We start from the raw sequence: 22,593 nt of genomic DNA, 5'->3' as shown, positions 1-22,593 counted from the left end.
AAGGTCCGACCATCACACCCGCTGCGCCTCTCAACAGCCTGGCTCAGCGTCCCTCGCGTCCGCGTGACTCAATGCTCCTCAGCAAGGCGATGTCGTGTCGATCCACGTCGCGGAGGTCATAGCCTTCACGGAAGCTCAGCTGCTGTCTGACCGAAAGGCACGGTACCGCCGAGTCGCCGATTCGACTGGTCGTGAAGCAGTCGGCGGGATACTGGAAGTGTCCGCCTCGCCCGTCGGGTTGGCGACCATGCCCGCGGGCGTCGAAGTGCATTGGGTGCAGATCGACCCAGCGCCCTCCGTCGGCGGCCAACTCCACTCGAGCCGGCCGCCAATCGGTCTCGACCTCGTAATCAAGTTCGTGAAGTGCTCGCAGCGCGTCGGCTTCGCACGCAGCGTCGATCGCCAGATCCAAGTCCCGATGCTCGCGCGTTCGCACACCAACGAGCGCATCGACACCCCAACCGCCGGCGATCCAGAAGCGGCACCCATGAACGCTTAGTGCCCTCAAGGCATCGGCGACGTCGCGCTCGGTCACAGCATCGCGATTGTGCCGCTTGTCGACGATTCGAACCCTTCCACTTGCACGGCATCGCGTCTTGCAGTGCCGGCCTCCTGACAACTAGGGTGGCCCGACGACCGCGAGCTCTGAAGAGGACGACGCGTTCGCGCGCGACGTGTTGGTCGCCGCCATCGAACAGGTTGAGCGTTATCCGCCCGACGGCGCGGCTGATTGCGAGGTCCGGCTCGACGGAATCGATCTCGTATTCGAATGACTGCAGAGCGATTCCCCGGCGGGCGGGTCGCGTATCGCGTTGAAGCCGTGCCGCCGGACACGTACGACCGCGGCTCGCGAGTCGGCTGGGCAGGCACAATCGTCGCCAATTGGAAGGAAACACTCGAGGCCGCCGACGCCGCTGCCCCGGGGGCGCCCGACGAGAACGGAACGCGCTGGCTGCCTGATTGAGCCAGCGGTTTCAAGCGCTGCTGACCGCGATGTACTCTCGAGTGCTCCTTTTCGACGCTCTCAGTATTCCGAGTGCGGCGCCTCGTGCCGCCGCTGAGGCACGTCAGTGCGGGCGGAACTCTTCGCCGATACCGTCGACGAACAATTCAACGCGCCCGCAGCGCCCGCAAAGGTAGACGTCGAAGCTTTCGCGATTGACGAAGAGTTCACCGAGATCCCCGAGCGCGAACCCCCACGCGCGCGTGCCCTCGTGAAACTTCTTGGTGCCGACGTACGCGAGCTCGGTGTTGCAGCGCGGACACGACATGGGGTCAACCGAGTGGGCGTAGTACTCCCGTTCCTGCTGTGCGCTTGCCGGTTCGTAGTAGTCGCGCGCCTGCGGTTCGCGCGCGGGGCGATTCGAGCGCGTGGCCAGGAATGCCACGAGGCCGGCCCCGGTAAGCAGCAGCACGATGAACAGCAACTCGAAGGGACCGATGTTCGGCATCTACTGAACTTAGCCGCCTCGATCTCACTAACCCGACCGCTCGACGACTATCCGATCCACATTCGCAGGCCGACCACGGTCGAGAGTCGCGAACCCCGAACGTACTCGGCTCGCTGCACGTGATCTCCACCAAACCTTCGCGACGCCATCCAATGAGCGGCTCACGGTGGCGGCGTGCGACGCGATCTGCTCTACCTCGGCGCCATCGCGGCCACCACGATGCTGTTGGTCGCATTCAGTTATGGCCATCTCCTGGCCGCGATCGCCGCCGTGTACGCGCTCACGCTGCGCGGGCTCGCTCGAGTGGTCTCGACGGACGAGGGACGGCAACGCCGCCGTCAGCGAACGTGATGACCGGAATCTCGAGTGTGCCGCTTCTTTGGCGCGTACGTCCGAATCGCCGACGTCCACAAGGACGTTTCTAAGGGCCTACGACGACGCCGCGAGGCAGATCGGTCGCAGCGAAACGGGTCCGCCGATCGCCGTCGAGACCTATGCGACAGCCCCCGACGGATGGAGCACAGCGCCCGGCTATCGGGGCTAGCCATCTCCCGAGCCAGCCGACGAGCGACTTCGTCTCATTCAGCGATCGATGACGCCAACGGCGCTCACGTAAGCGACCTGGTCGCGACGAATGAACAGCACGAACGCAAGCGAGCTGGCGACCGCGAGGTAGGCGCCCCACGTCAGGTGGGCCTCGTGTCCGAACTGCAGCATCGTGCCCGGAGCTTCGTAGGCCATGTACAGCGACAGCAGGAGGGCCAGCAGTCCGCATGTCATCGTCAGCGCCGCGTTTCTCACGGCCAATCCGAGTCCGGCGCCGGCGACCAGCACGAGCAGGTACCGGGCCCCGTACATGGTCTCGTTCAACGCCCCGAGCGTCAGCGTCTGCTGCGCGAACGTCGTCGCCGAAGCCCACGGTGCGAAGCACGACAGGGCGAGCGCGGCGAGCGAGAGCCGCGTGCGAAGGCGGGGGTGCATCGCCGCAGTATGCCTACACCTTCGACGATTTCCACTCAACCTACGCGCGCCTCGACGAACGGCCGGGGACGCGGGCGCCGGCGGCGAAACCGGCGACCCTTTCGCTGACGCTCCAGGCCGACGCACCGTCTCAATCCAGTGGGGCCGTCGAGACCTCCAGGCACAACTTTGGTGAGACGAGGCGAGGGTCCGAAGTGCTCCTTCTCGACGAAGTCAGCATGCTTGGCCGTCGCATATGCCGTGATGGGACTGAGACGATGGATTGAAGTGGAGGCGGCTGACGCCGCGCGCTGTTCTCGATGATGCAGTCGCAGAAACGTCAGGGGGTGCCGTGGAGATCGGGGCGATGCTCATCGATCCACCGGCTGAGCAGCTCGAGAACGTGGGCATAGACCGCGGCTTCGTCCAGTTCGCTGGGAAGCACCACCGGATCGAAGCTCAGTCCGCCGACGTCTCTAAGCGACCACGTGTCGCCGTCGCGCCACACAACCGCGCCGGGATTCCAGTTCACGTAGACGGTAAACCCATCAGAGTCATCATCGGACATGCAGAAGAACGTCGGCGAGTCCGCTCGGCTGGCCAGCGGTGGCGGTGATGGCGTTCGCTGATCAAACACGCGAGCCAACCGAGGGTAGGTGGCGCCAACATCGGCTTCATCCCAGCGCTCACCGCCTGGCGATAGCTCGTTGAACTCGCGCTCCTCCGGACTCAGATACGAACATTTCAAGTCGCGCAGCTTGCCTCGTTCCTCGGTCGACAGCGACTCCCCGAACGCCCTCTTCAGGACGATGCAGGGCGTTGCGCCGAACCATTCAGCTGAGTGGTAATCGTCGAGTTCGATGCCGGGCACATCGGCCAGGGAGTCTGGGTCGGCGAGCGCGTTCTCGTAGGCGTCACGGCCGCGGCTGATCAGCCAACTGATGAAATCCCTGAAGGAATCGTTGCTCATCCCGCCGTCGAGCGTGTAGCCGGCACCCCAGATCTCCCAGCGGGTCGCTCGCGTCGTCATGGCGTAGAAGATCGCCGCGAACGTCAGAACCTCGTCCGGCTTGAGCTCTGACACCAAGTCGCAAAGGCACGCAGTCTGCGCGTCCTCGTCTCGCGGGTGCGCACGGCGGGAGCACTCGACCAGCGCCCAAAACCCGTCAATGTCCATCGCCGGATTCTCATCACTCGCGCTCACGCATGTTGGTCGAACGCTCTGAGCGCCGGAGTGCTTCTTCTCGGCGAGCGGCACTCTGCTTCGATCGTCGTGCGCACCGAGACGTGGGACGAGGAACCGTCTGGTCAACTGCTGAGTTTGGCCGGCCAGCAGTCGAAGTCGTTCTGGAGCGGGCAGCGAGCGGCGCCGCTCATTACGGCGCTGCCGGCAACTCCGCCGCTGGTCCACGTCACCGTGGATTCGCGTAGCCGGAACGCGGTGATCTCGCCAGGCGCCGCCGTAGCGACGATCCGCGCTCTGGCACGATCGAGCACGCCGACCCCGTCGTGGAACTCCACGAGGTTGCGGGCAGGGTCGACGTTGCCCGAGAAGCGCCAACCGATCGCGCCCTCTCTGGTGAGCACCAATGACGTCACCGTCATGCGCGGTCGGCTGTCTCCCATCGCCTGCGACATCAAATAGAGGTCCGAGGTCCGCACACGTTTGCGAAGGTCCACAACTGAGAGCCGCACACCCCCATCGCCGTAGTGGCCGACGCTATACGAGTTGACGTAGGCCAGCCAATGCCCGGCAAACCGCAGGCGCGAGAGTCTGAAATCGCCTCCCTGCCAGTCGCCCCACTCGATGCTCGACCGCTTTCCGCTGACGCAGACCACCGCATTCCAGTGGTCGTCGTCGCCGACCTTCCACACGACAGCGTTGCGGCTGTGGCCGAGCAAGCGCGCCCCGGCCGGCATCGCACACGGCCGGGCGTCGGCCGCGGCGGGAGCACACAACCCAAGCAGGAGCAGACAGACCGCGAAGAGGGGGCGCATGCTGCGTCAACGCCCATCATCGTTCAAGGTTCCGCGATTGGCGTTGGCATCACCTCGCGCCTGGTCGCGAGCGATGCGGCAATCTCGATCGAATCGACCGAGCCGACGCGCGTCCCGGCCGAGTCAGGCGCACTCGTGTAGACGTGTGCCAAGGTGCACGAGGCCACCGAGTTCGGCATCGCAGCGATGACTCGCGCGGTGGCCAAGGGCAGGTGAAGCGAGCTCCAGAGTCCGTCGCTTTGACCTTCTGCCGCTCTCGCCGGGAAACGGGCCTGACGGATGGTGGGAGACGAGAGTCTCTTGTTTCGACGTTTGCGACATGCTGCGGTCCTGCATGCGGGCGATCCCGTGGCGCGCGCAGCGAGGCCCGGCCGGCGCGGCCCGCGACCCGGAGCGCATGTCTCGCCCGAGCGTGCCGCGATGCATGACGAGACCAGATCACGTCCCCGCATCGGCGCCAACCGTGCCAAATACCGATTGGACTCCGTATGACAACGAAGACGCTCGATCGTCAGCGCAGGCAAGCGGGCAACTGCGCGAGCGCCTCATCGACGGAGAGCAGCGCGGCGGCGTGAAGGTCTTCCGCCGGAACCCACTCGGGGAAGGGAATCTCGATCGTCCGGTGAGCACCCGACGGCGTGTGCACTTCGTCGACGGCGGCGAGACGCTCAGACGAAAAGCGGTCGGCGACACGCACGAGGGCCGGCCAGAGGCGGCGGTGGATCAACGTGATCTTTCCGTTGACCAGGCGCGTCGCGATCACGTCGGAAGAGTCGAGAAGGCGGGTGAGCACGGCGAAGATCTCATGGCCTGACGAGTGGCCCCACCAACTTCCTGAGATCGGCTCGCCCGCGATGTGCTCGGCCAAATTCGGCAGAGGCCCTCGAGCGGACTGCAACACGATGCCCTGCTCGCACATCCAGTCCAGCGGATCCATTCGCTCCGAGTCAACCACTACCGTCGCCGTCGGTCACGATTCCGAGCAACGGGAGCAGCCGCCGGCGCCGGCAGCGTGTCGCCAAACGCCCAGTCCGTGCTCGGGTTTCTGACCGTGACCTCCCCGACAGGGTTAGACTCGGCTCGAGGTCATGGACGCAACGCCAGTCAGCGGTGCGGTGCACAGCTGGCTCGACCCGCCCAGACGGATCGCGCAGCTCCACCGGACACGGCGCGGCAGTCTCGCGCTCTACGCGACCGGAGTCGGTCTCGTCGCCGTGGCGTACTACGTCGCCGGGAGGATCGGGCTGGAGCTCGCCTATCTCGACGGCGCGGTCGCGGCTCTCTGGCCGCCCGCCGGAGTGGGGTTGGCGTTGTTGTTTCTGTACGGGGTCCGGCTGTGGCCCGGCATCGTGATCGGCGATCTCCTGCTGGGCGATTTCTCGACCCCGTTGGCGACCGTGGTCGCGCAGACGGTCGGGAACACGGTGGCGCTCGTGGTGGCGGCGCTGGTGTTGCGTCGCCTGACCGTGGGACGCGGAGAGCTCGACCGCGTCGTCGACGTGGTCGCCCTGGTCGCATGTGCCGTGCTGGCGGCGGTCATCAGTGGTGCGGTGGGACCGCTGGCGCTGCGCATCGGCGGTGTCATCACGGCGGGAGAGCTGTGGCGGGTCACGCGGACCTGGATACTCGGAGACGCATCGGGCGTACTGGTCGTGGCACCCGCCCTGCTCACCTGGATCGCGACGGGCAGGGAAGGGATTCGCCGGCGCGACCTCACCGAGGGGGCGCTCGTCATCGTGGCGCTGGTGGTGCTGGCCGAGTTGGCGCCGCAGCGCGAGGTGCCCTACATCGTCTTCCCGGTGCTGCTGTGGGCCGCCCTGCGCTTCGGTCCGCGCGGCGCCGCCGCGGCGATTCTGGTCGTGTGCTCGATCACGGTCTGGAACACCGCGCACAGCGACGGGCCGTTCGTCCGCGACTCGCTCACTGACAGCCTGCTCGCGACACAGCTGTTCATCGCCACCGCGGCGATCACCTCGCTCGTCCTGGCCGCGGTGACCGCGGAGCGCGCACGCGTGGCACGCGCCTTGGCGGACGCCGAGACAGCTCAGCGCGCGCTCGCCGACGAACAGGCGGCACTGCGCAGGGTCGCGACGCTCGTTGCCGGTGAGGCGTCGCCCCGGCGAGTGTTCGAGCGGGTGACCGAGGAGGTCGCTCGACTGCTGGGGCTCCCCGGCGCGAACGTGATGCAGCTTGACGGCACGGGCACGGCGACCGTCGTCGGTGCGTGGAGCCAGGACGGCGCGCCGCGCTTCCCGGTCGGCGCGAAGCTCAACCTCGATGGCGACACCCTCGTCCCGAAGGTGGTCCGCAGCGGCAAGGCGCAGCGGGTGGAGCGCTATGAGGAGGTGGACGGGACACTGGCGGCCACCGTGCGAGGCGTCGGCTATCGGGCCGGCGTGGCGGCGCCGGTCAGCGTCGGCGGCAGGCTCTGGGGCGTGCTCGCCGCGGCGACGACAACGGACGAGCCGCTACGCGAGGGTCTCGAGCAGCGCCTGTGCGACTTCGCCGACCTCGTCGCGCAGGCATTGGCCAACGCGGACGCCTACGAGAAGCTGGCCGCTTCCCGAGCGCGTGTCGTGGAGGTCGGCGATACCGAGCGGCGGCGACTGGAGCGCAACCTGCACGACGGCGCCCAGCAGCGGCTCGTCTCCGTCGCGCTCGGCCTCAGCGTCGTCGGGCGAAAGCTCGAGAGTGACCCGGCAGCCGCGCGCGAGGTCCTGTCCGCCGCGCAAGAGGACCTTGCCCAAGGGCTCGCTGAGCTTCGCGAGCTGGCCCGGGGGATCCACCCGGCCGTCCTGACGGAGCGTGGCCTGGGACCAGCGCTTCACTCCCTGTTCGCGCGCTCGCCCATCCCGGTCGAGATCGCGGAGATGCCTGAGGAGCGCCTAGCCCCGAGCATCGAGGCGGCCGCCTACTACGTCGTCGCCGAGGCGATCACCAACGTGGGCAAGTACGCGCGAGCGTCGCACGCGACCGTTGGCGTGAGCCGCTCGCACAGCAGCGCCACGGTGACCGTCAGCGATGACGGCGTGGGTGGCGCCAACGCCGACCACGGCTCCGGCCTGCACGGACTGGCCGCCCGTGTCGAGTCCCTCAACGGCCGCCTCGACGTCGTCAGTCCGCCAGGGCGCGGCACCTGCATCAAGGCCGAGATTCCCCTTCCCTGAGCACTCCGGACGGTAGTGCCGTGCCTCGCCCATTGGCCAAAGGCCGCCGGCTGAAGGACGAGGCCGTGAAGTGCCGGTTCTCGACGCCTGCAGCACTTCGGCCCACGCTTTCGGTGGGCAAGTGCGACGAGTGATATCAAGTGGCTCGATGGCGTCTGCTGCTTCGAACCCGGGCGGAGCTTCCTGGGTCATCCTCGACCTCCGCGTCCACGCGGGATGGAGCGTCCACGACAACCCGACGACCCATGATGCTTGGCACGGCTTGCGAGACGCGCTAGAGGCCTCCCGCCATCGCTTGATCAGCTGGTCCAACAGCGGCGAACAGGCTCTGCTGTACGTCGTCACCGACGATGTCGACGCATTGCTGGATCTCGCACGAGGACGGGCTCCTAGCGCGGGGACCGAGTCGTTCGTAGCAAAGATCTGGGATCGCGACCCACGGGACAGCGGCACAGCGCCCCGCGAAATCCTCCTGGCAGGCCCGCACCCGCTGTGGCCGAATCCGTACCACGGCGTAGAACAGCTCGAACGCTCGCTCGACGAGATCGCCCGCGGACCCGGCGTGTCTCCGAACTGAGGTCACGTTCTCCGCTGGACGTGCTGCTTCTCGATGTCGTAGTCGTCCGGGAAGCGCGCCGGGGCGTCCTCGAGCAGCACCCGTGCAAGGTCACTCTTGCCGGAAACGTCACCGAGCGAGTCGGGCGAGCGCCTCGCGGATGGGCTGCGGGGCCACGCCGTAGATCTCGGTGACGCTGTGGTCGCCGGCGTCGCTCATCGCGATCGTGACCTCCGCGCGCGGGAGAACTCCTGGGGTGGTCTGCATGGCAGCGACGGAGGGAAGTCCGCGACGCAGCAACAGCGTGTCGGGCGATCGGTCGACGATCTCGTAGTCGAACTCGAGGAACATCGGGACCAGGTGCTCGATGATCTGTGCGCCGGCTTGACGTGGATCGGCCGGTCCCTGCCACTGAACGTAGAAGCGCTGGTCACCGACCAGCCACGGCGACGGCCCCGGCCACCGGTCCTCCGACGGCGCCGTTGAGACGGCGCGCGCCGGAACTGGCGGGGCCGACCGCGACTTCATCGATGCGCCGGCGGGCAGATCCTCGAGCAGGGCAGCGAGCTCGCCGCGCGTCACGGCCGCATACGCCCGCTCACACCGGGAGTCGAGTTCCTCGACGGTCAACCGTCCCGCGATCGCAGCCTCACGCAGAATGGTCACGACGCGCTCGCGCTCGCTGTCGGAGGCCCGGATTCGATCCATCTCGACGAGAACGGTACGAATCCCGCGGTTCAGGATGCCGACCGAAAGTGCTGTCTTTCGACGGACTCGCTCGAACGCAACAGGGCCGGGGTGGCTGCTCGATCAGGAGACGTGGGCCGGCCACGGGAGGGGGAAGACCTCCCGGTACGGCCGCGCCTCGTCGATCACGCGGGCGACCGACGGGCGGGCGAGCAGCCGGTCGAAGTACGCCGCCAGCGACGGGTGGGCGACGCGATCGATCTCGTGGACGACGTCCGCGTAGTGCAACGCGGGCGCGGCGGCGCAGTCGGCCAGCGTGAAGCTCTCGCCGGTCAGCCAGTCATCGCCGAGTCGCGCGTCGAGCAGCGAATAGGACTCGTCGAGCTTCGCGCGCGCCTGATCGACGCCGTACGGGTCCTTGGCGTCGGCGGGGCGCAGCGCGTCGAAGACGATCGCCTGCATCGGCGTCGCCACCTGCCCGTCGATCACCCGATCCCAGACGCGGGTCGACAGCCTCGTGACGAGCGGTGGGGCGTCGCCGAACCGGTCGAGGTACTCGACGACGGCGGAGGACTCAGGGACGACCGTGTCGCCGTCGACCAGCAGGGGCAGCGTCGCGGGCGGCCAGAGCGCGGCGACGGCCGAGCGATCGGCCTCGACGAGCACGCTCGTGAACGCGACGTCGCGCTCGTACAGCGCGATCAGCGCCTTCCAGCAGTAGGCGGCGAACGGGTGCTGATACAGGATCACGCCGCGACCTGATCGGCGAGGAACGCGGTCAGGCCGTCGAGGAGCAGGCCGGTGCCGTGCTCGCGCTGCGCCGGGTCCTCGAGGTCGTCGAAGAACGCGCCGTGCTCGGTGAAGACCAGTTGCGTGCCGGTGCCGTCGGGGTGGACCTCGATCGTCGTCAGCGACACCGAGATGAGCTGCCCGTCGATCAGCAGGTCGTAGGCGAAGACGATCCGCTCGCCGTCGACGATGTCGTGGTAGCGGCTGCGGAACTCGTGCAGTGTCCCGGTCGTGTCGCGGCCCACGCTCAGCTCGCTGCCGCCGACGCGGAAGTCCAGCTCCCACGCCCGGTCGGTCCAGCCGTCCGGGGTCCGGAACCACCGGCCCTTGAGCTCCGGGTCGGCGAACGCCTGGAAGGCCTGGTCGGGGCTCTGGCGCAGGGTCCGCTCGATCGTGAAGTCGTGCTGGCGGATACTCATCGTTCTCCTTCGTCGGTGGGGAAGACCTCGTCGAGCACGCCGGCGAGACGGTCGAAGTGCCGCTCCCAGGTCGCCCGGTGCTCGGCGATCCAGTGCTCCAGCGACCGCATCGGCGCGGCTTCGAGCCGGCAGGTGCGGACCCGCCCGACCTTCTCGGACCGGACGAGCCCGCTGCGCTGGAGCACGTCGAGGTGCTGCATCACCGACGGCAGTGACATCGCCAGCGGCGCGGCGAGCTCGCTCACGGACGCGGGTCCGCGGGCGAGCCGCACCACGATCGCGCGGCGGCTCTCGTCGGCCAGGGCGTGGAAGGCCCGGTCGAGCTGTTCGGCCTCGGCGGTCGGCACGAACGAGAGCGTATCAAACACTTAGGTAGATGACTAAGTATCAGGCGGGCAGCGTGTGGCTGACCGGCGTGCCGACGCCGCGGGCGATCGGGTCGCCGGGGTACTCGTAGAAGCGCCCCGGCTGGTCGGTCTGCGTGCCGTAGCCGATGCCGAGCGCCTCGAGCGCCGCGCGGACCCGCTTCAGGCTCGGCCAGTCGAAGTTCTCGAAGCCGACGTCGTTGGGCACGCCGACGTCCTTGCCGAGCTCGTTCTGCGCGTGGCGGACCAGCGCCCGGTGGACCGCCTCCGTGCCCATCGCCTCCGCGCACAGGCGAGCGCCGAAGTCCTCGCCCTTGCGTGCGTAGGCGCTGACCCCCAGCAGGTACAGGCTGATCTCGACGGTCTCGACGACCTCGAGGGTCGAGAAGAGCCCGACCCCGCCGTCGTCGAAGGCCGCGTCCGGGAACCAGTAGGAGCGGGTCAGGTGGCTGCCGCCGGCCTCCTTGAGCGCCTCGACGTGATGGAACTCCTGCGTGACGGCGTTGCGCAGCACCGGGAGAAACGCCTCTGACGGCGTGCCGGGGGCGTGCTCGATGGCGGCGGTGACGAAGGTCACGCCGAGCGCCTCCTCGGTGACGAGGAAGTCGAGGATGTCCTGCAGGCTGTCGCCGTCGCCGATCTGGGCGGCGTGGGCGGTTGCGTCGATGATGGACATGGCCGGCGAAGCTAGGCCGGATCTCCCTGCCGGGCTTGCGCACGATGACTGCGCGCCGTCACCGTTCAGTGATCCTGCTTAAGCCTGTCCCATGTCGCGCGCGTAGCGTGCCGCTCCGTTGATGTCGGCCGAACATGGACTCCTGGGCCGGACCGGCGAGCTCGCGCGGATGCGCGGCGTGCTCGACGCGGTCGGGGAGCGGGGAAGCGCGCTGGTCCTGCGCGGGGAGCCGGGCATCGGCAAGTCGGTCCTGCTCGACGCCGCCTGCGCGTCGGCGCGCGAGCGGGGGCTGCGGATCCTCGTCACGGCGGGCGTCGAGACCGAGTCCGCGCTCCCGTACGCCGGGCTGCATCGCCTCCTGCAGCCGCTGCTCGGCGACCTCGACACGCTCCCGGTGCCACAGCGCGAGATGCTGCGGACGGCGTTCGGCTTGGCCGAGGGCGAGGGCGGAGACCTGTTCCTCGCGGGGCTCGGGACGCTCGGCCTGCTGGCCGCCGAAGCCTCCCGGCAGGCGCTGCTGGTGGTGGTCGACGACGTGCACTGGCTCGACGCGGCCTCGCGGGACGTCATCAGCTTCGTGGGCCGGCGCATCGAAGCCGACCCGATCGTGCTGATCGCCGCCACGCGTGACGGCGTCGGCGATCTCGGCCTGCCCGAGCAGCGGATCGACAGCCTGGACGCGGACGCCGCGCGAGCGCTGCTGGACCGCAGCGCGCCGGGGCTTCCCGCGCCGCTGCGGCAGCGCATCCTGCTCGAGGCCGACGGCAATCCGCTCGCGCTGGCCGAGCTGCCGACGACGGTCGACCAGCTCCAGACGTCCGCGGAAGGCCCGATGGTGCCGATCTCCGCGCGCCTCGAGCAGGCGTTCGCGCACCGGTTGCGCGAGGCGGGCCCGGACACGCGGTCGCTGCTGCTCGTCCTCGCCGCCGATGTCGCCAGCCCGCTCGCGACGGTCCTGGCCGCCGGGGAGCGGGTGTTCGGCCGCCCGATCACCGTCGCGGCGCTGCAGCCCGTGCTCGACGCGGAGCTGATCTCGCTGGACGGCAGCGGCCTGCGCTTCCGCCATCCGCTGGTGCGCTCCGCGATCTACCAGGCCGCACCGGTCGAGTTGCGCCACGCCGCGCACGCCGCGCTGGCCGAGCTGTTCGCGGATCAGCCTGACCGGCGCGCCCAGCATCGAGCGGCTGCGGCCGTCGGCCCGGACGAGTCGGTGGCGAGCGACCTCGAGGCGATGGGGGAGCGGGCGCTCCGGCGCGGGGCCGCGCTGCAGGCGTCCGCCGCCTTCGCCCGCGCCGCAGAGCTCTCGGTCGACGCGGAGGGGCGCGTGCGGCGGCTGCTGGCGGCCGCCGAGCCCGCGTTCGAGGCCGGGCGCGCGGACCTGGTCAAGACGCTGGTGGAGCAGGCCCGCGAGCTGCCGCTGAGCGCGCGCGACCAGGGTCGCGTCGAATGGCTCTCGGAGATCTTCCACGACGGCGCGGGACCGGGGCAGGGCGACGCGTCGCGCGTGTTGCATCTCCTCGACCTCGCGCGGACGGCCGACGCCGACGGCGATCGCGAGAGCGCGACAGCGCTGCTGATGGCCGCGGGGCTGCGCACCTGGTGGGGGAACTCGGATGCGTGGGTGCGACGGCAGGTGACCGACGCGGTGGATGCGCTCGACGGCGCCGCCACCGACCCGCGGCGCGTCGCCACGCTCGCGATGGCCCAGCCGATCTCCGGCGCCACCCGCGTCCGGCGCCTCGTGACCGAGGCCGGCGCGACCGGCCGCCTGGACCCGCGCAGCGTGCACCTGCTCGGCCTCGCCTCGCACGCGATCGGCGACTCCGACGCCTCGCTGCGCCTGCTCACGATCGCCTCGGACGGCCTGCGCGAGCAGGGCCGGCTGGCGCTGCTCGCCCAGGCGCTGGTGATGCGCTCGGTCGTGTCGGTCGTCCTGGGCGAGTGGGGCGCCGCGCACCCCGCCGCGTTCGAGGCGGCGCGGCTGGCCGACGAGACCGGCCAGCCGATCTGGCACTCGGGCGCGACCGGCTCGCTCGCCGGATTGACGGCGCTGCACGGTGACGTCCCCGCCGCCGAGCGGCTCGCCGCCAAGGCGATGGCGATCAGCGAGGCAGCGGCCACCACCGCGGTCCTGGGCTGGCTCTACACCATCCGCGCCGTCATCGACCTCGCCGCGGGCCGCTACGACGAGGCCTACGACCAGGTGGTGCGGATCTTCGACCCGCGGGACCCGAGCCACCATCTGAGCGACCAGTTCCTGGGCGTGACGTTCCTCGCCGACGCCGCGGTCGGCTGCGGGCGCGTCGACGAGGCGCGCGCGGTGATCGAAGGCCTCGAGCAGCTCGCCGGCAGCGAGCGCGAGCTGCGCGTGCGCTGGGGCGTGCTCTACGCGCGGGCGCTGCTCGCGGACGACGCGCACGCGGAAGCGGCGTTCACCGCGGCGCTCGCCGCCCCGTGGTCGGCCAGGCCCTTCACCCGCGCCCGGCTCCAGCTGGCCTACGGCATGTGGCTGCGACGGCAGCGGCGGGTGGTCGAGTCGCGCGACCCGCTGCGGATCGCCCGCAGCGGGTTCGACGCGCTCGACGCACCCGCCTGGGGCGAGCGGGCGCGGCAGGAGCTGCGCGCGGCGGGCGAGGCGAGCCAGGCGCGCCAGCGCCAGGCCTGGGACGACCTCTCGCCGCAGGAGCTCCAGATCGTGCAGCTCGCCGCGGCCGGGCTGAGCAACCGCGAGATCGGCCAGCAGCTGTATCTCTCGCACCGCACCGTGGCGAGCCATCTCTACCGCGCGTTCCCCAAGCTCGGGATCACCTCCCGCTCCCAGCTCAACGGCGTCCTCCCGGCGCAGCCATGACGCTCATCGGCCGCGACGAGGAGCTGGCGATCCTGAGCAACGCGGTGGATCGCGGGGGCGCAGCGCTGCTGCTGATCGGCGAGCCCGGGATCGGCAAGTCGACCCTGCTCGACGCCGCCCGCGAGCACGCCCGGGCGCGCGGCCTCACGGTCCTCGCCACCGCCGGCGTCGAGCTCGAGACCGGCATGCCGTACGCGGGGCTGCACCGTCTGCTGCGGCCGTTGCTGCCCGAGATCGACGCGCTCGACGCGCTCCATCGAGGCGTGCTGCGCGCCGCGCTGGGTCTCGGCGACGAGCCGCCGGGCGAGCCGCTCCTCGTCGGCCTGGCGTTGCTCGACCTGCTGTCCCGGAGGAGCCCGCTGGCGGTGGTCGCCGACGACCTGCACTGGCTCGACCGTCCGTCGCGCGACGCACTCGGCTACGTTGGCCGTCATCTCACCGGCCGCCCGATCGTGCTGCTCGCCGCGCAGCGCGACGGGTACAACGGGCGCGACCTCGGAATCCCGATCCTGGAGCTCTGCGGTCTGACACCGGATGCCGCGGCGCGCATCCTCGACGACCGCGCCGTCCTCTCGTCCCCGGTCCGCCGCAGGCTGCTGGCCGAGGCCGCCGGCAACCCGCTGGCGCTGATCGAGCTTCCCGCGACCGCCGACGCCGCGGGCGAGGAGCCCGCGCTGCTGCCGATCTCGGCGAGGCTCGAGCGGGCGTTCGCCGGCCGGCTGCGTGAGTTGCCCGCACCGGCTCGCGCGCTGCTGCTCGTGGCCGCTTCCGACGAGGCCAGCGGGATCGACGAGATCCTCCGGGCCGGGACGCTGCTGGCGGACGCGCCGGTGCCGGCCGACGCGCTGGGCCCGGCCGTCGACGCGGGGCTGATCGCCGTGGACCGCGACACCGTGCGCTATCGCCACCCGCTCGTGCGTTCGGCGATCTACCAGTCCGCGCCGCTGGCGCAACGGCTGGCGGCGCACGCCGCGCTCGCCGACGCGCTCGGCGACGCCGACCGCCGCACGTGGCATCGCGCCGCAGCGACCGTGCGGTGCGACGACGACGTCGCGGACGCCGTCGAGGCGATGGCGCAGCGCGCCCAGGCACGCGGCGCGATCCTCGAGGCCGCCGTGACGCTGCGGCGCGCGGCGGAGCTGACCGAGGACGCCGGGACCCGCGGCGAGCGTCTGCTCGCCTCCGCCGCGCTCGCCTACGAGGCCGGCCGTGCCGACCTCGTCCAGGCCGCGGTCGGCGAAGCGGAGCGCCTCACGCTCGACGTCCGCGACCGCGCCCGCGCCGAGTTGCTGTCGGAGATCTTCTACGACGGCGTCGCCGGGGACGTCCCGCGTGTCATCGCCCTGGTCGACGACGCGCGCCAGGTCGCCGCGCTGGGCGATCGCGAGCTCGCCCTCGAGCTCCTGCAGGGCGCGGCCGTCCGCTGCTGGTGGGCCTCGCTCGACCCGGCCGTCCGCGGGCAGGTCACCGCCAGCGCCGAGGCGCTGGCGGTCTCGGCGCACCACCCGCGCCTGCTGGCGATCATCGCCTGCGCCGCGCCGCTGGAGCGCGGCGCGGAGATCGTCGAGCGCGTCCCGCTCGCGCTCCAGGAGGCCGGGGAGGACCCGCTCGGGGCCTGGTTCGTGGCGATGGCCGCGCACGCGGTCGCCGACCACGCGCTCGCGTTCGGGCTGCTCGCCGACCTCGCACCCGTGCTGCGCCGGCACGGCCGGTACGGGCTGCTCACACAGACGCTCTCGATGATCCAGTGGGACGCGGCGATGCTCGGCGACTGGGAGGCCGTCGAGGCCACGGCCGCCGAAGGCGACCGGCTCGCCGAGGAGACCGGGCAGCCCGTGTGGGGCGCCGGCCTCACCTGCGGGCTTTCCGCCGCGGCCGCGATCCGCGGCGACTTCGCCCGCGCCGAGCGGCTCGCCGCCAGAGCCGAGGCGGTGATCGTGCCGCACGGCCTCGCCGACATGCATGCCGTCCTGCTCACCGCCCGCGGGATCGCCGCCGTCACGGAAGGACGCCACGAGGACGCCCTGGCGGTCCTCGGTCGCCTCTTCGACCCCGCGGACCCGGCCCACCACTACCGCGAGCAGTTCGGCGGCGTGAGCTTCTACGCCGAGGCCGCCGCGGCCTGCGGGCGCGAGGACGAGGCCCGCGACCTGATCGCCCGCCTCCGCGCGGACGCGGGCCCGGGAGCGGCGCGGGCGTTGCACGACGCGCTCGGCTTCGCGGACGCGATCCTGGCGGGCGACGAGGCGCAGGATTGCGGTCCGTTCAACCGCGGCCGCCTCGCACTCGCCCATGGCCGCCGGCTCGCCGCTCAAGGCCGCCCCGTCGACGCCGACGCCGCGCTGACGCGGGCGATCGCGGCGTTTGACGCGGCCGGCGCCAACGGCTGGACCATGCGCGCGCGTCGCCAACGATCAAGCGTCGGGTGAGGGGGTGTTCGACGTTTCGCCCCCGTAGAGGGGCGGTTCGTAGGCCACCTCCGGCGGGCGGTGCCGAGACCCGCGTTCCGCTGACCGGTTACGCCGTTTCGGCGGCGACGCTGCCGGTGACGCCCGAGTCGGTCGACTCGCCGGCCATGCCTCAAACCTCTGCGAATGAACGTGGAATGTTGATCATTCACGACTCATTCCGGGCAGGTGCCGCCAGGCCAGCGCGGCCCCGATGGCGGCGATCGCGGCGACGAAGATCGCCGACGTCGACATCGCGTCCACGAACGCGGCCTGCGCGGCCTGACTCACATCGCCGCCGAGCTCGACGGCGGCGCCGAGCGTCGGCAGGTCCTTGCCGTAGAGCGAGGACATGATGCTGCCGACGACGGCGACGCCCAGCGCGCCGCCGAGCTCGCGGGTCGTGTCGTTGACCGCGGAGCCGACGTTCGCGCGGGCGGGAGGGAGCGAGCGCATGATCGACTCGGTGGCGGGTGCGCCCGCGCAGCCCATGCCGAGGCCCATCAGGACGAAGGCGATCGCCAGGCGCTCGTAGCCGGTGTCGAGGGTGACGGTCGCCGCCACGGTCAGGCCCGCCGCGAACAGCACCATGCCGAGCGTCGCGATCCGCCTGGTCCCGAAGCGCTCGACGAGCTTCGCCGAGCTCGCCGCCGCGACGATCATCGCGCCCGCGTAGGGCAGGATGCGCACGCCGGCCTCGGCGGGCGAGAAGCCGAGCACGAACTGCAGGTACTGGGTCGCGAGGAACAGGAAGCCGAAGAGGGCGAAGAAGAGGACCATCACCGTCGCGCTGGCGGCGCTGAAGCGCGGGTCGCGGAAGAGCCGCAGGTCCAGCAGCGGGGCCGCCGTCGCGCGCTGCTGGCGCACGAACAGACCGAGGGCGCTCGCGGCCACGGCGAACGCCGCCAGGACGGCGGGTGACGTCCAGCCCTTCGACGGCGCCTCGATCACGGCCCACACGAGCGCGATCAACCCCACGCCGGACAGCGTCGCGCCGGCCCAGTCGAGCCGCGGCGCCGCCGGGTCGTGCGAGTTGGGCACGACGACCGCGCCGAGGCCGATCGCCAGCACGCACAGCGGGACGTTGACGATGAAGATCGAGCCCCACCAGAAGTGGTCGAGCAGGAGGCCGCCCAAGGTCGGGCCGAGCGCGACGCCGAGGCCGGCCGTGGCCGCCCAGAGGCCGACGGCGGTCGCGCGCTCGCGCTCGTCCTCGAAGACGGTGACGATCAGCGAGAGCGTCGCCGGCATGATGAACGCCGCTCCGGCACCCATCACCGCGCGCCACGCGATCAGCTCCTCGACGCTTCCCGCCCACGCGGCCGCGGTCGAGGCGACCGCGAACACGAGCAGCCCGGCGAGCAGCGTGCGTCGGCGGCCGAAGCGATCGCCGAGCGCACCCGCGAGCAACAGCAGCCCCGCGAAGACGAGCGTGTAGGCGTCGACCACCCACTGCAGCTCGGTGGTGCCGGCGTCGAGCTCGCGCACGAGCGTCGGCAGCGCCACGTTGACGATCGTGTTGTCGACGACGATCACCAGCAGGCTGGTGCACAGCACGCCGAGCGCGACCCACCTCACGGCGTCACCGCCACGGGCTTGCGCACCGCCAGCACGACCCCGAACGCGATCAGCCACAGGCTGTAGAGGACGTATCCGACGAAGTTCGCCTGGTCGAAGAGCTCGACCCCGGTCGGCGCGAACACGCCCGTGAACACGAGCGCTGCCGCGGCACCGCCGAGCCATGAGAACCAGCGGCCCGCGAACGCGCGGCCGAGCGCGGCGATCACGAGCGCCGTCCAGAGCGCGGTGAGGAAGTAGCCGACGGTCTCGCCGAGCGCGGTGCCGAGGATGTCACTCGCGGTGTCGAACGCGCCGCGGTCGTCGTCGGCCGCGAAGCCGGGGACGAGGATCGGCCAGCGCGCGAGCCCGATCACCTGCACGATCGCGGCCGCGATGCCGACCCACACCGCGAGGCGCATCGGCCGCCGCTCCGTGAGCCGGCCGACGCCGATCGCGATCGGTGCCAGCAGCGCGGCGGACAGCGCCAGCACGGTGAACCAGGCGCTGACGGCGCCCTGGTGCTCGCGGAAGGAGGCGAGCACGTCGCCGGCGGGCTCGTCGAGCACGTCGGGGTAGTTGAAGACCGAGCCGAGCGCGGTGAACGCGACGTTCGCGAGCACCGCCGCGACGATCAGCAATGCGGCCGTGAGCCTGCGGTTCATGGTTGCTCCTTGTGGGCGATCCAGGCGGCGAGCACGCTGTCCGGGTAGTCGACGAGGTGGTCGCGGGCGAGGGCGTCGACCAGGTCGCGCTCCCCGCGCAGGTGTGCCGCGGCGATGGCGACGAGCTGGCGGTCGCGCTCCGACGTCGCCAGCGCGCTCGCGCGGGCGAGCAGCGCGTCGGCGTCGGGCGCGCTCAGCGCGGCGGCCACCAGCAAGGCCGGGTCACGGCTCTCGCGCGCCGCGGCGAGGTCCACGGCGAGCTCTCCGAACAGGTGCATGGCGCGACCTTCGCGACCAGGGCTGACACTTGGCTGACACGTAGACTCGCCCGGTGATCGAGGTCTCCGTGATGGGGCCGGTCGAGGTCCGGCGCGACGGCGTGCCGGTCACGATCCCCGGCGGCAAGACGGCCGAGCTGCTCGTCCGGCTCGCGCTCGACGCCGGGCGCACGGTGGGCGCGGACCGGCTGCTCGACGACCTGTGGGCCGGCGCGCCGACGCAACGCAACACGCTGCAGGCGAAGGTCGCGCGGCTGCGCCGCGCGATCCCCGGAGCGATCGAGGGCGCCTACCGGCTCGCGGTCGACCCCGCGCAGGTCGACGCGCTGCGCGTGCTGAGCACGGCCGCGGCGGCGGCGCGGCGCCTCGAGGCGGGGGACGAGCACGGGGCGCGCGCGTTGAGCGTCGCCGCGCTCGACGGCTTCGGCGCGGATCTCCTCCCCGGGGCGGGTGATTGGGCCGCACCGTGGCGGGTGGAGCTCGAGGAGGCGCGGGCGCGGCTGCTCGAGACGCACTTCGCGGCGCGGCTGCGGCTGAGCGAGCCGGTCATCGCGGAGCTCGAGGCGGCGGTCGCGACCGCGCCCTACCAGGAGCGCCTCTGGGAGCTGCTCATCACCGCGCTGTACCGCGCGGGTCGCCAGGCCGACGCGCTCGCGGCGTATCAGCGCGTGCGGGTGCGTCTCGCCGACGACCTGGGCCTCGACCCGGGCCCGCGGTTGCGCGAGCTCGAGCGCCAGGTGCTGGAGCAGGACCCGCTGCTGCGGGCCGCGCCGGCGGGCAATCTGCCGTCGCTGCAGGTCGAGCTGATCGGCCGCGACGGGGACCTGGCGACAGTGCAGGCGCTGCTCGACGCGCAGCGCCTGGTCGTGCTCCTCGGCACGGGTGGCATCGGCAAGACCGCGCTGGCGATCGCCGCGGGCCGGCTGCGTCCGGGGAGCGTCTGGCTCGCACGCCTGGAAGGCGCGACGACCGCCGACGAGGTGCTCGACGCCGTGATCGCGGCGCTGAACGTGACCGGCGGCGAGGCCGCGCTGCTCGAACGGTTGCGGGCGTCGCGGACGCTGCTGATCCTCGACAACTGCGAGCACGTGCGCGATGCCGCGGCGGACTTGATCGTGCGGCTGCTCGACGCGGTCCCGTCGCTGCGGGTGCTCGCCACCAGCCAGGTCGCGCTCGACATCGACGGTGAGGCCGCGCTCGAGCTCGCGCCGCTCGGCGTCGAGGACGCCGTGCGCCTGTTCACCCGCCGCGCGCCGCGCGCGGGCGAGGACCCCACCGACCTGTGCCGCGCGCTGGACGGGCTGCCGCTCGCGATCGAGCTCGCCGCCGCGCGCACGCGCACGTTGTCGGTCGACGAGATCGCCCGCCGCCTCGACGATCGCTTCAGCGTGTTGAGCGACCCGGCGAGCCGCAAGCCCGAGCGCCGGCGTGCGCTGCGGGCGACGATCGGCTGGAGCTACGAGCTGCTGTTCCCGGACGACAAGCGCGGGCTGTGGGCGCTGGCCACGTTCGCCGGCGGCGCGTCCCTCCCCGCGGTGGAGGCGGTCCTGGCGGCGCTCGGCGTGCCCGCGACGATCGACGTCATGGGCCGCCTCGCTGCGCGCTCGCTCGTGATCGTCGACGGCGACCGCTTCCGGCTGCTCGACAGCGTCCGCGCGTTCGCGCTGGAGGAGTCCTCCGGGCAGGGGCTGGACGCGAACGCGGCGTGGTTCGCCACGCGCGCCGCGGCGTCCACCGCCGGCGTCCGCGGTGCCGGCCAGGCCGAGTACCTGGACTTCGTCCGGATCGAGCGCACCAACATCGACGCCGCGCTGGCATGGAGCGCGGCGAACGACCCGCAGCGCGCGCTGGCGATCGCAACCGGGTTCGGCTGGGCCTGGATCGTGCTCGGCGACCATCGCGGCGCGCAACGGCTATTGAGTGCGCTGGCGTGCGCGCGAGCCGCGCCCGCCGCGGACCGGGCGGCCGCGCTCCTGCTCGCGTCGTGGATCGAGGCCTCCGCCGGCGACCTCGAGCCCGCCCGGCGGCACATCGAGCAGGCCGACGCGCTCGCCGACGACCCGCGCAGCGACTACTACCTCGCCTACGTCGTCTCCCACCACGGCGACTAGGAGCACGCGCTGCGGCTCACCGCACGCGCGGCCGAGCGGCTCGCGGACCCGTGGGACCAGGCGGCGAACGCCATGTTCGCGTCGCGCGCGGCGATCTCGGCGGGTGACATCGAGCGCGCGCACGCGGCACGCGAGCAGGTCGACCGCTGGCTGCATGTCGTCGACGACCCCTGGCTGCACGCCCGCCGCGAGGCGATGCTCGGGGAGCTGGCGCGGCTCGAGCGCCGTTTCGACGCCGCGGTCGCGCACATCGCCCGCGCGGCCGAGACCTCCGGCCGGCTCGGGTTCCTCCAGACCGAGGCCTACCAGACCACGAGCCTCGGGCGCGCCCAGTGCCAGGCGGGCGACTACGAGGCGGGCGCGGCGACCCTCGCGCTCGGGATCGGCAAGGCCGAGGCGACCGGCGACGTCCGGCTCGCGGCGCTCGGCCGCGTCCACCTCGGGCGGGTGCTGCGGGCGCTCGGCCGCGACCAGGAGGCGCGCGAGGCGCTCCAGCGCGCGGCCGACTTCCACCGCGCCGCCGGCGGCGGCGAGCAGGAACGGCTCGGCGACGTCCTGCTCGCCGCGCTGGACGGCGACCGCGAGCGGCTCGAAGCGGTGCTGCGGGCGAGCGCGGGCGACGCGCCGGTCGAGGTGTTCGCGCTCGACGCGCTCGGCCGCTACGAGGAAGCCGATGCGCGGATGGCCGACGCGTCGCACTTCATCGGCGATCGCGACCGGACCGATCGTGCACGATCACGAACGCCGTGAGCCCGGCGACGACGACCGCGATGCCGAGCGCCTGGCGTGCGTTGATGACCTCGCCGAGCAGCAGGAACGACCACACGACCGCCAGCGCGGGCTGCAACTGCTGGGCGATGCCGATCGTGCCGATCTGGATCGACTTCTGCGCATAGACCAGCAGGGCCTGCGCGGTGATCCCGCTGGTCAAGGTCAGGATCGCGGTGAACAGCCACCCGTTCGCGGACAGCTCGAACACGCCCCCGTGGGCGATCGCGATCGGCAGGACCGCGAGCGCGGCGATCGGGCAGATCGTCGCCATGAACCGCGTCACGTCCATCTCGCCTCGGAACTGCTTCGTCGACGTGACGTAGGCGACCAGCAGCAGCATCGCGATCACGCCGAACACGTTGCCCTCGCGCGACGCGTCCCCGCCCGCGGGCGCCGACAGCAGCACCAGCACGACACCGCCGAACGCGAGCACCGCGAAGCCGATCGCCCGCGGGCTGATGTGCTCGCCGAACCGCCACGCGCCGACAGGCACGATCAGGAAGGGCGCGAGCGCCCCGATCAGCGCCGCGTTGGCGACGCTGTTGTGCGTCGCGCCCGCGAAGAACACCGCGAGGTTGAGGCCGAAGAACACGCCCGGGAGCCACACCTGACGGACGTCGGCCAACGTCACCCGCCCCCGGCCCGTGCCCCACAGCAGCGCGTTCCACAGCACGCTGACCGCGAGCATCCGCCAGAACGCGACCAGCACTCCCGGCGTCTCGGCGCGCTTGACCAGCGTCGAGCTGAGCGAGAACGCGGCCACCAGCCCCGCCACGGCGAGCACGCCGAGCGTCAGTGCGCTGAGTCGTCCCGTGCGGGTCGCGGTGATATCCGCCACGCTGGGG

General features: G+C 71.6%; 22 protein-coding genes. 7 read left to right on the top strand and 15 right to left on the bottom strand.

Annotated elements, in window-relative coordinates:
- Positions 1–43 precede the first annotated feature (43 nt).
- Complete coding sequence (locus G569_RS63030) at positions 44–535, bottom strand: nucleotidyltransferase domain-containing protein (RefSeq protein ID WP_157592341.1); 492 nt, start codon at positions 533–535, stop codon at positions 44–46.
- Between the two features lie 532 nt (positions 536–1,067).
- The gene (locus G569_RS59020) at positions 1,068–1,451 is read right to left on the bottom strand and encodes a hypothetical protein (protein WP_053227041.1); all 384 of its coding nucleotides are present in this window, start codon (positions 1,449–1,451) and stop codon (positions 1,068–1,070) included.
- A 174-nt stretch (positions 1,452–1,625) separates the two neighbouring features.
- Between G569_RS59020 and G569_RS63025 the strand changes: the two genes are divergently transcribed.
- Entirely contained in the window at positions 1,626–1,802 is a 177-nt protein-coding gene (locus G569_RS63025; protein WP_157592340.1) for a hypothetical protein, read from the top strand.
- 231 nt (positions 1,803–2,033) lie between these two features.
- Here the strand turns inward: G569_RS63025 and G569_RS0127165 are convergent, their stop codons facing one another.
- The 4 genes from G569_RS0127165 to G569_RS0127150 form a co-directional block, all read right to left on the bottom strand.
- The gene (locus tag G569_RS0127165; RefSeq protein WP_028065771.1) at positions 2,034–2,432 is read right to left on the bottom strand and encodes a hypothetical protein; all 399 of its coding nucleotides are present in this window, start codon (positions 2,430–2,432) and stop codon (positions 2,034–2,036) included.
- 319 nt (positions 2,433–2,751) lie between these two features.
- On the bottom strand, positions 2,752–3,669 hold the full coding sequence (locus tag G569_RS59015) for a DUF4240 domain-containing protein (RefSeq protein WP_157592339.1): 918 nt from the start codon (positions 3,667–3,669) through the stop codon (positions 2,752–2,754).
- A gap of 50 nt (positions 3,670–3,719) precedes the next feature.
- Positions 3,720–4,409, bottom strand: coding sequence for a hypothetical protein (locus tag G569_RS0127155; protein WP_028065770.1), 690 nt, complete (start codon positions 4,407–4,409; stop codon positions 3,720–3,722).
- A gap of 511 nt (positions 4,410–4,920) precedes the next feature.
- A complete protein-coding gene (locus G569_RS0127150; protein WP_028065769.1) occupies positions 4,921–5,346 on the bottom strand; it encodes a hypothetical protein in 426 nt (141 codons plus the stop codon).
- Between the two features lie 151 nt (positions 5,347–5,497).
- Here G569_RS0127150 and G569_RS59010 point away from each other — a divergent pair, with 151 nt between their 5' ends.
- Positions 5,498–7,576, top strand: a complete 2,079-nt coding sequence (locus G569_RS59010) for an MASE1 domain-containing protein (RefSeq protein ID WP_084285626.1) — start codon at positions 5,498–5,500, stop codon at positions 7,574–7,576.
- Positions 7,577–7,724: 148 nt separating this feature from the next.
- Complete coding sequence (locus G569_RS63020; protein WP_157592338.1) at positions 7,725–8,153, top strand: hypothetical protein; 429 nt, start codon at positions 7,725–7,727, stop codon at positions 8,151–8,153.
- A gap of 108 nt (positions 8,154–8,261) precedes the next feature.
- Here the strand turns inward: G569_RS63020 and G569_RS59005 are convergent, their stop codons facing one another.
- From G569_RS59005 to G569_RS0127120, 5 genes are all read right to left on the bottom strand, one after another.
- Complete coding sequence (locus G569_RS59005) at positions 8,262–8,840, bottom strand: DUF1707 SHOCT-like domain-containing protein (protein ID WP_053227038.1); 579 nt, start codon at positions 8,838–8,840, stop codon at positions 8,262–8,264.
- Positions 8,841–8,942: 102 nt separating this feature from the next.
- The gene (locus tag G569_RS0127135; RefSeq protein ID WP_028065768.1) at positions 8,943–9,569 is read right to left on the bottom strand and encodes a glutathione S-transferase family protein; all 627 of its coding nucleotides are present in this window, start codon (positions 9,567–9,569) and stop codon (positions 8,943–8,945) included.
- On the bottom strand, positions 9,566–10,027 hold the full coding sequence (locus G569_RS0127130) for an SRPBCC family protein (protein ID WP_028065767.1): 462 nt from the start codon (positions 10,025–10,027) through the stop codon (positions 9,566–9,568). The genes G569_RS0127135 and G569_RS0127130 overlap by 4 nt, the downstream gene beginning before the upstream one ends.
- Entirely contained in the window at positions 10,024–10,374 is a 351-nt protein-coding gene (locus G569_RS0127125; protein WP_028065766.1) for an ArsR/SmtB family transcription factor, read from the bottom strand. The genes G569_RS0127130 and G569_RS0127125 overlap by 4 nt, the downstream gene beginning before the upstream one ends.
- A 40-nt stretch (positions 10,375–10,414) precedes the next feature.
- The gene (locus G569_RS0127120; protein ID WP_028065765.1) at positions 10,415–11,068 is read right to left on the bottom strand and encodes a ferritin-like domain-containing protein; all 654 of its coding nucleotides are present in this window, start codon (positions 11,066–11,068) and stop codon (positions 10,415–10,417) included.
- Positions 11,069–11,189: 121 nt separating this feature from the next.
- Between G569_RS0127120 and G569_RS0127115 the strand changes: the two genes are divergently transcribed.
- Both G569_RS0127115 and G569_RS51905 read left to right on the top strand, forming a co-directional pair.
- Entirely contained in the window at positions 11,190–13,919 is a 2,730-nt protein-coding gene (locus G569_RS0127115) for an AAA family ATPase (protein WP_028065764.1), read from the top strand.
- The gene (locus G569_RS51905) at positions 13,916–16,348 is read left to right on the top strand and encodes an ATP-binding protein (protein WP_037499522.1); all 2,433 of its coding nucleotides are present in this window, start codon (positions 13,916–13,918) and stop codon (positions 16,346–16,348) included. The genes G569_RS0127115 and G569_RS51905 overlap by 4 nt, the downstream gene beginning before the upstream one ends.
- Before the next feature lie 183 nt (positions 16,349–16,531).
- On the opposite strand, the gene G569_RS51900 is transcribed toward G569_RS51905, so the two are convergent.
- The 3 genes from G569_RS51900 to G569_RS0127095 are packed head-to-tail and all read right to left on the bottom strand — an operon-like array spanning position 16,532 to position 18,866.
- Positions 16,532–17,944, bottom strand: coding sequence for an MFS transporter (locus tag G569_RS51900; protein ID WP_037499474.1), 1,413 nt, complete (start codon positions 17,942–17,944; stop codon positions 16,532–16,534).
- Positions 17,941–18,588, bottom strand: coding sequence for a DUF4386 family protein (locus tag G569_RS0127100; RefSeq protein WP_028065763.1), 648 nt, complete (start codon positions 18,586–18,588; stop codon positions 17,941–17,943). The genes G569_RS51900 and G569_RS0127100 overlap by 4 nt, the downstream gene beginning before the upstream one ends.
- Positions 18,585–18,866, bottom strand: coding sequence for a hypothetical protein (locus G569_RS0127095; protein WP_028065762.1), 282 nt, complete (start codon positions 18,864–18,866; stop codon positions 18,585–18,587). The genes G569_RS0127100 and G569_RS0127095 overlap by 4 nt, the downstream gene beginning before the upstream one ends.
- Positions 18,867–18,919: 53 nt before the next feature.
- On the opposite strand from G569_RS0127095, the gene G569_RS51895 reads away from it, so the two are divergent.
- Positions 18,920–20,977: an ATP-binding protein gene (locus G569_RS51895; protein ID WP_053227037.1), complete on the top strand. Its 2,058-nt coding sequence runs from the start codon at positions 18,920–18,922 to the stop codon at positions 20,975–20,977.
- A gap of 72 nt (positions 20,978–21,049) precedes the next feature.
- Positions 21,050–21,727, top strand: a complete 678-nt coding sequence (locus G569_RS0127085; RefSeq protein WP_028065761.1) for a hypothetical protein — start codon at positions 21,050–21,052, stop codon at positions 21,725–21,727.
- Here G569_RS0127085 and G569_RS0127080 read toward each other — a convergent pair.
- Positions 21,678–22,586 carry a DMT family transporter gene (locus tag G569_RS0127080; protein ID WP_169542252.1) on the bottom strand — a complete coding sequence of 303 codons (909 nt, stop codon included), beginning with the start codon at positions 22,584–22,586 and terminating at the stop codon, positions 21,678–21,680. The genes G569_RS0127085 and G569_RS0127080 overlap by 50 nt on opposite strands.
- Positions 22,587–22,593 lie beyond the last annotated feature (7 nt).

The organism is Solirubrobacter soli DSM 22325 (genome assembly GCF_000423665.1).
GTDB lineage: Bacteria > Actinomycetota > Thermoleophilia > Solirubrobacterales > Solirubrobacteraceae > Solirubrobacter > Solirubrobacter soli.
This window is presented reverse-complemented; position numbering and strand designations above follow the sequence as displayed.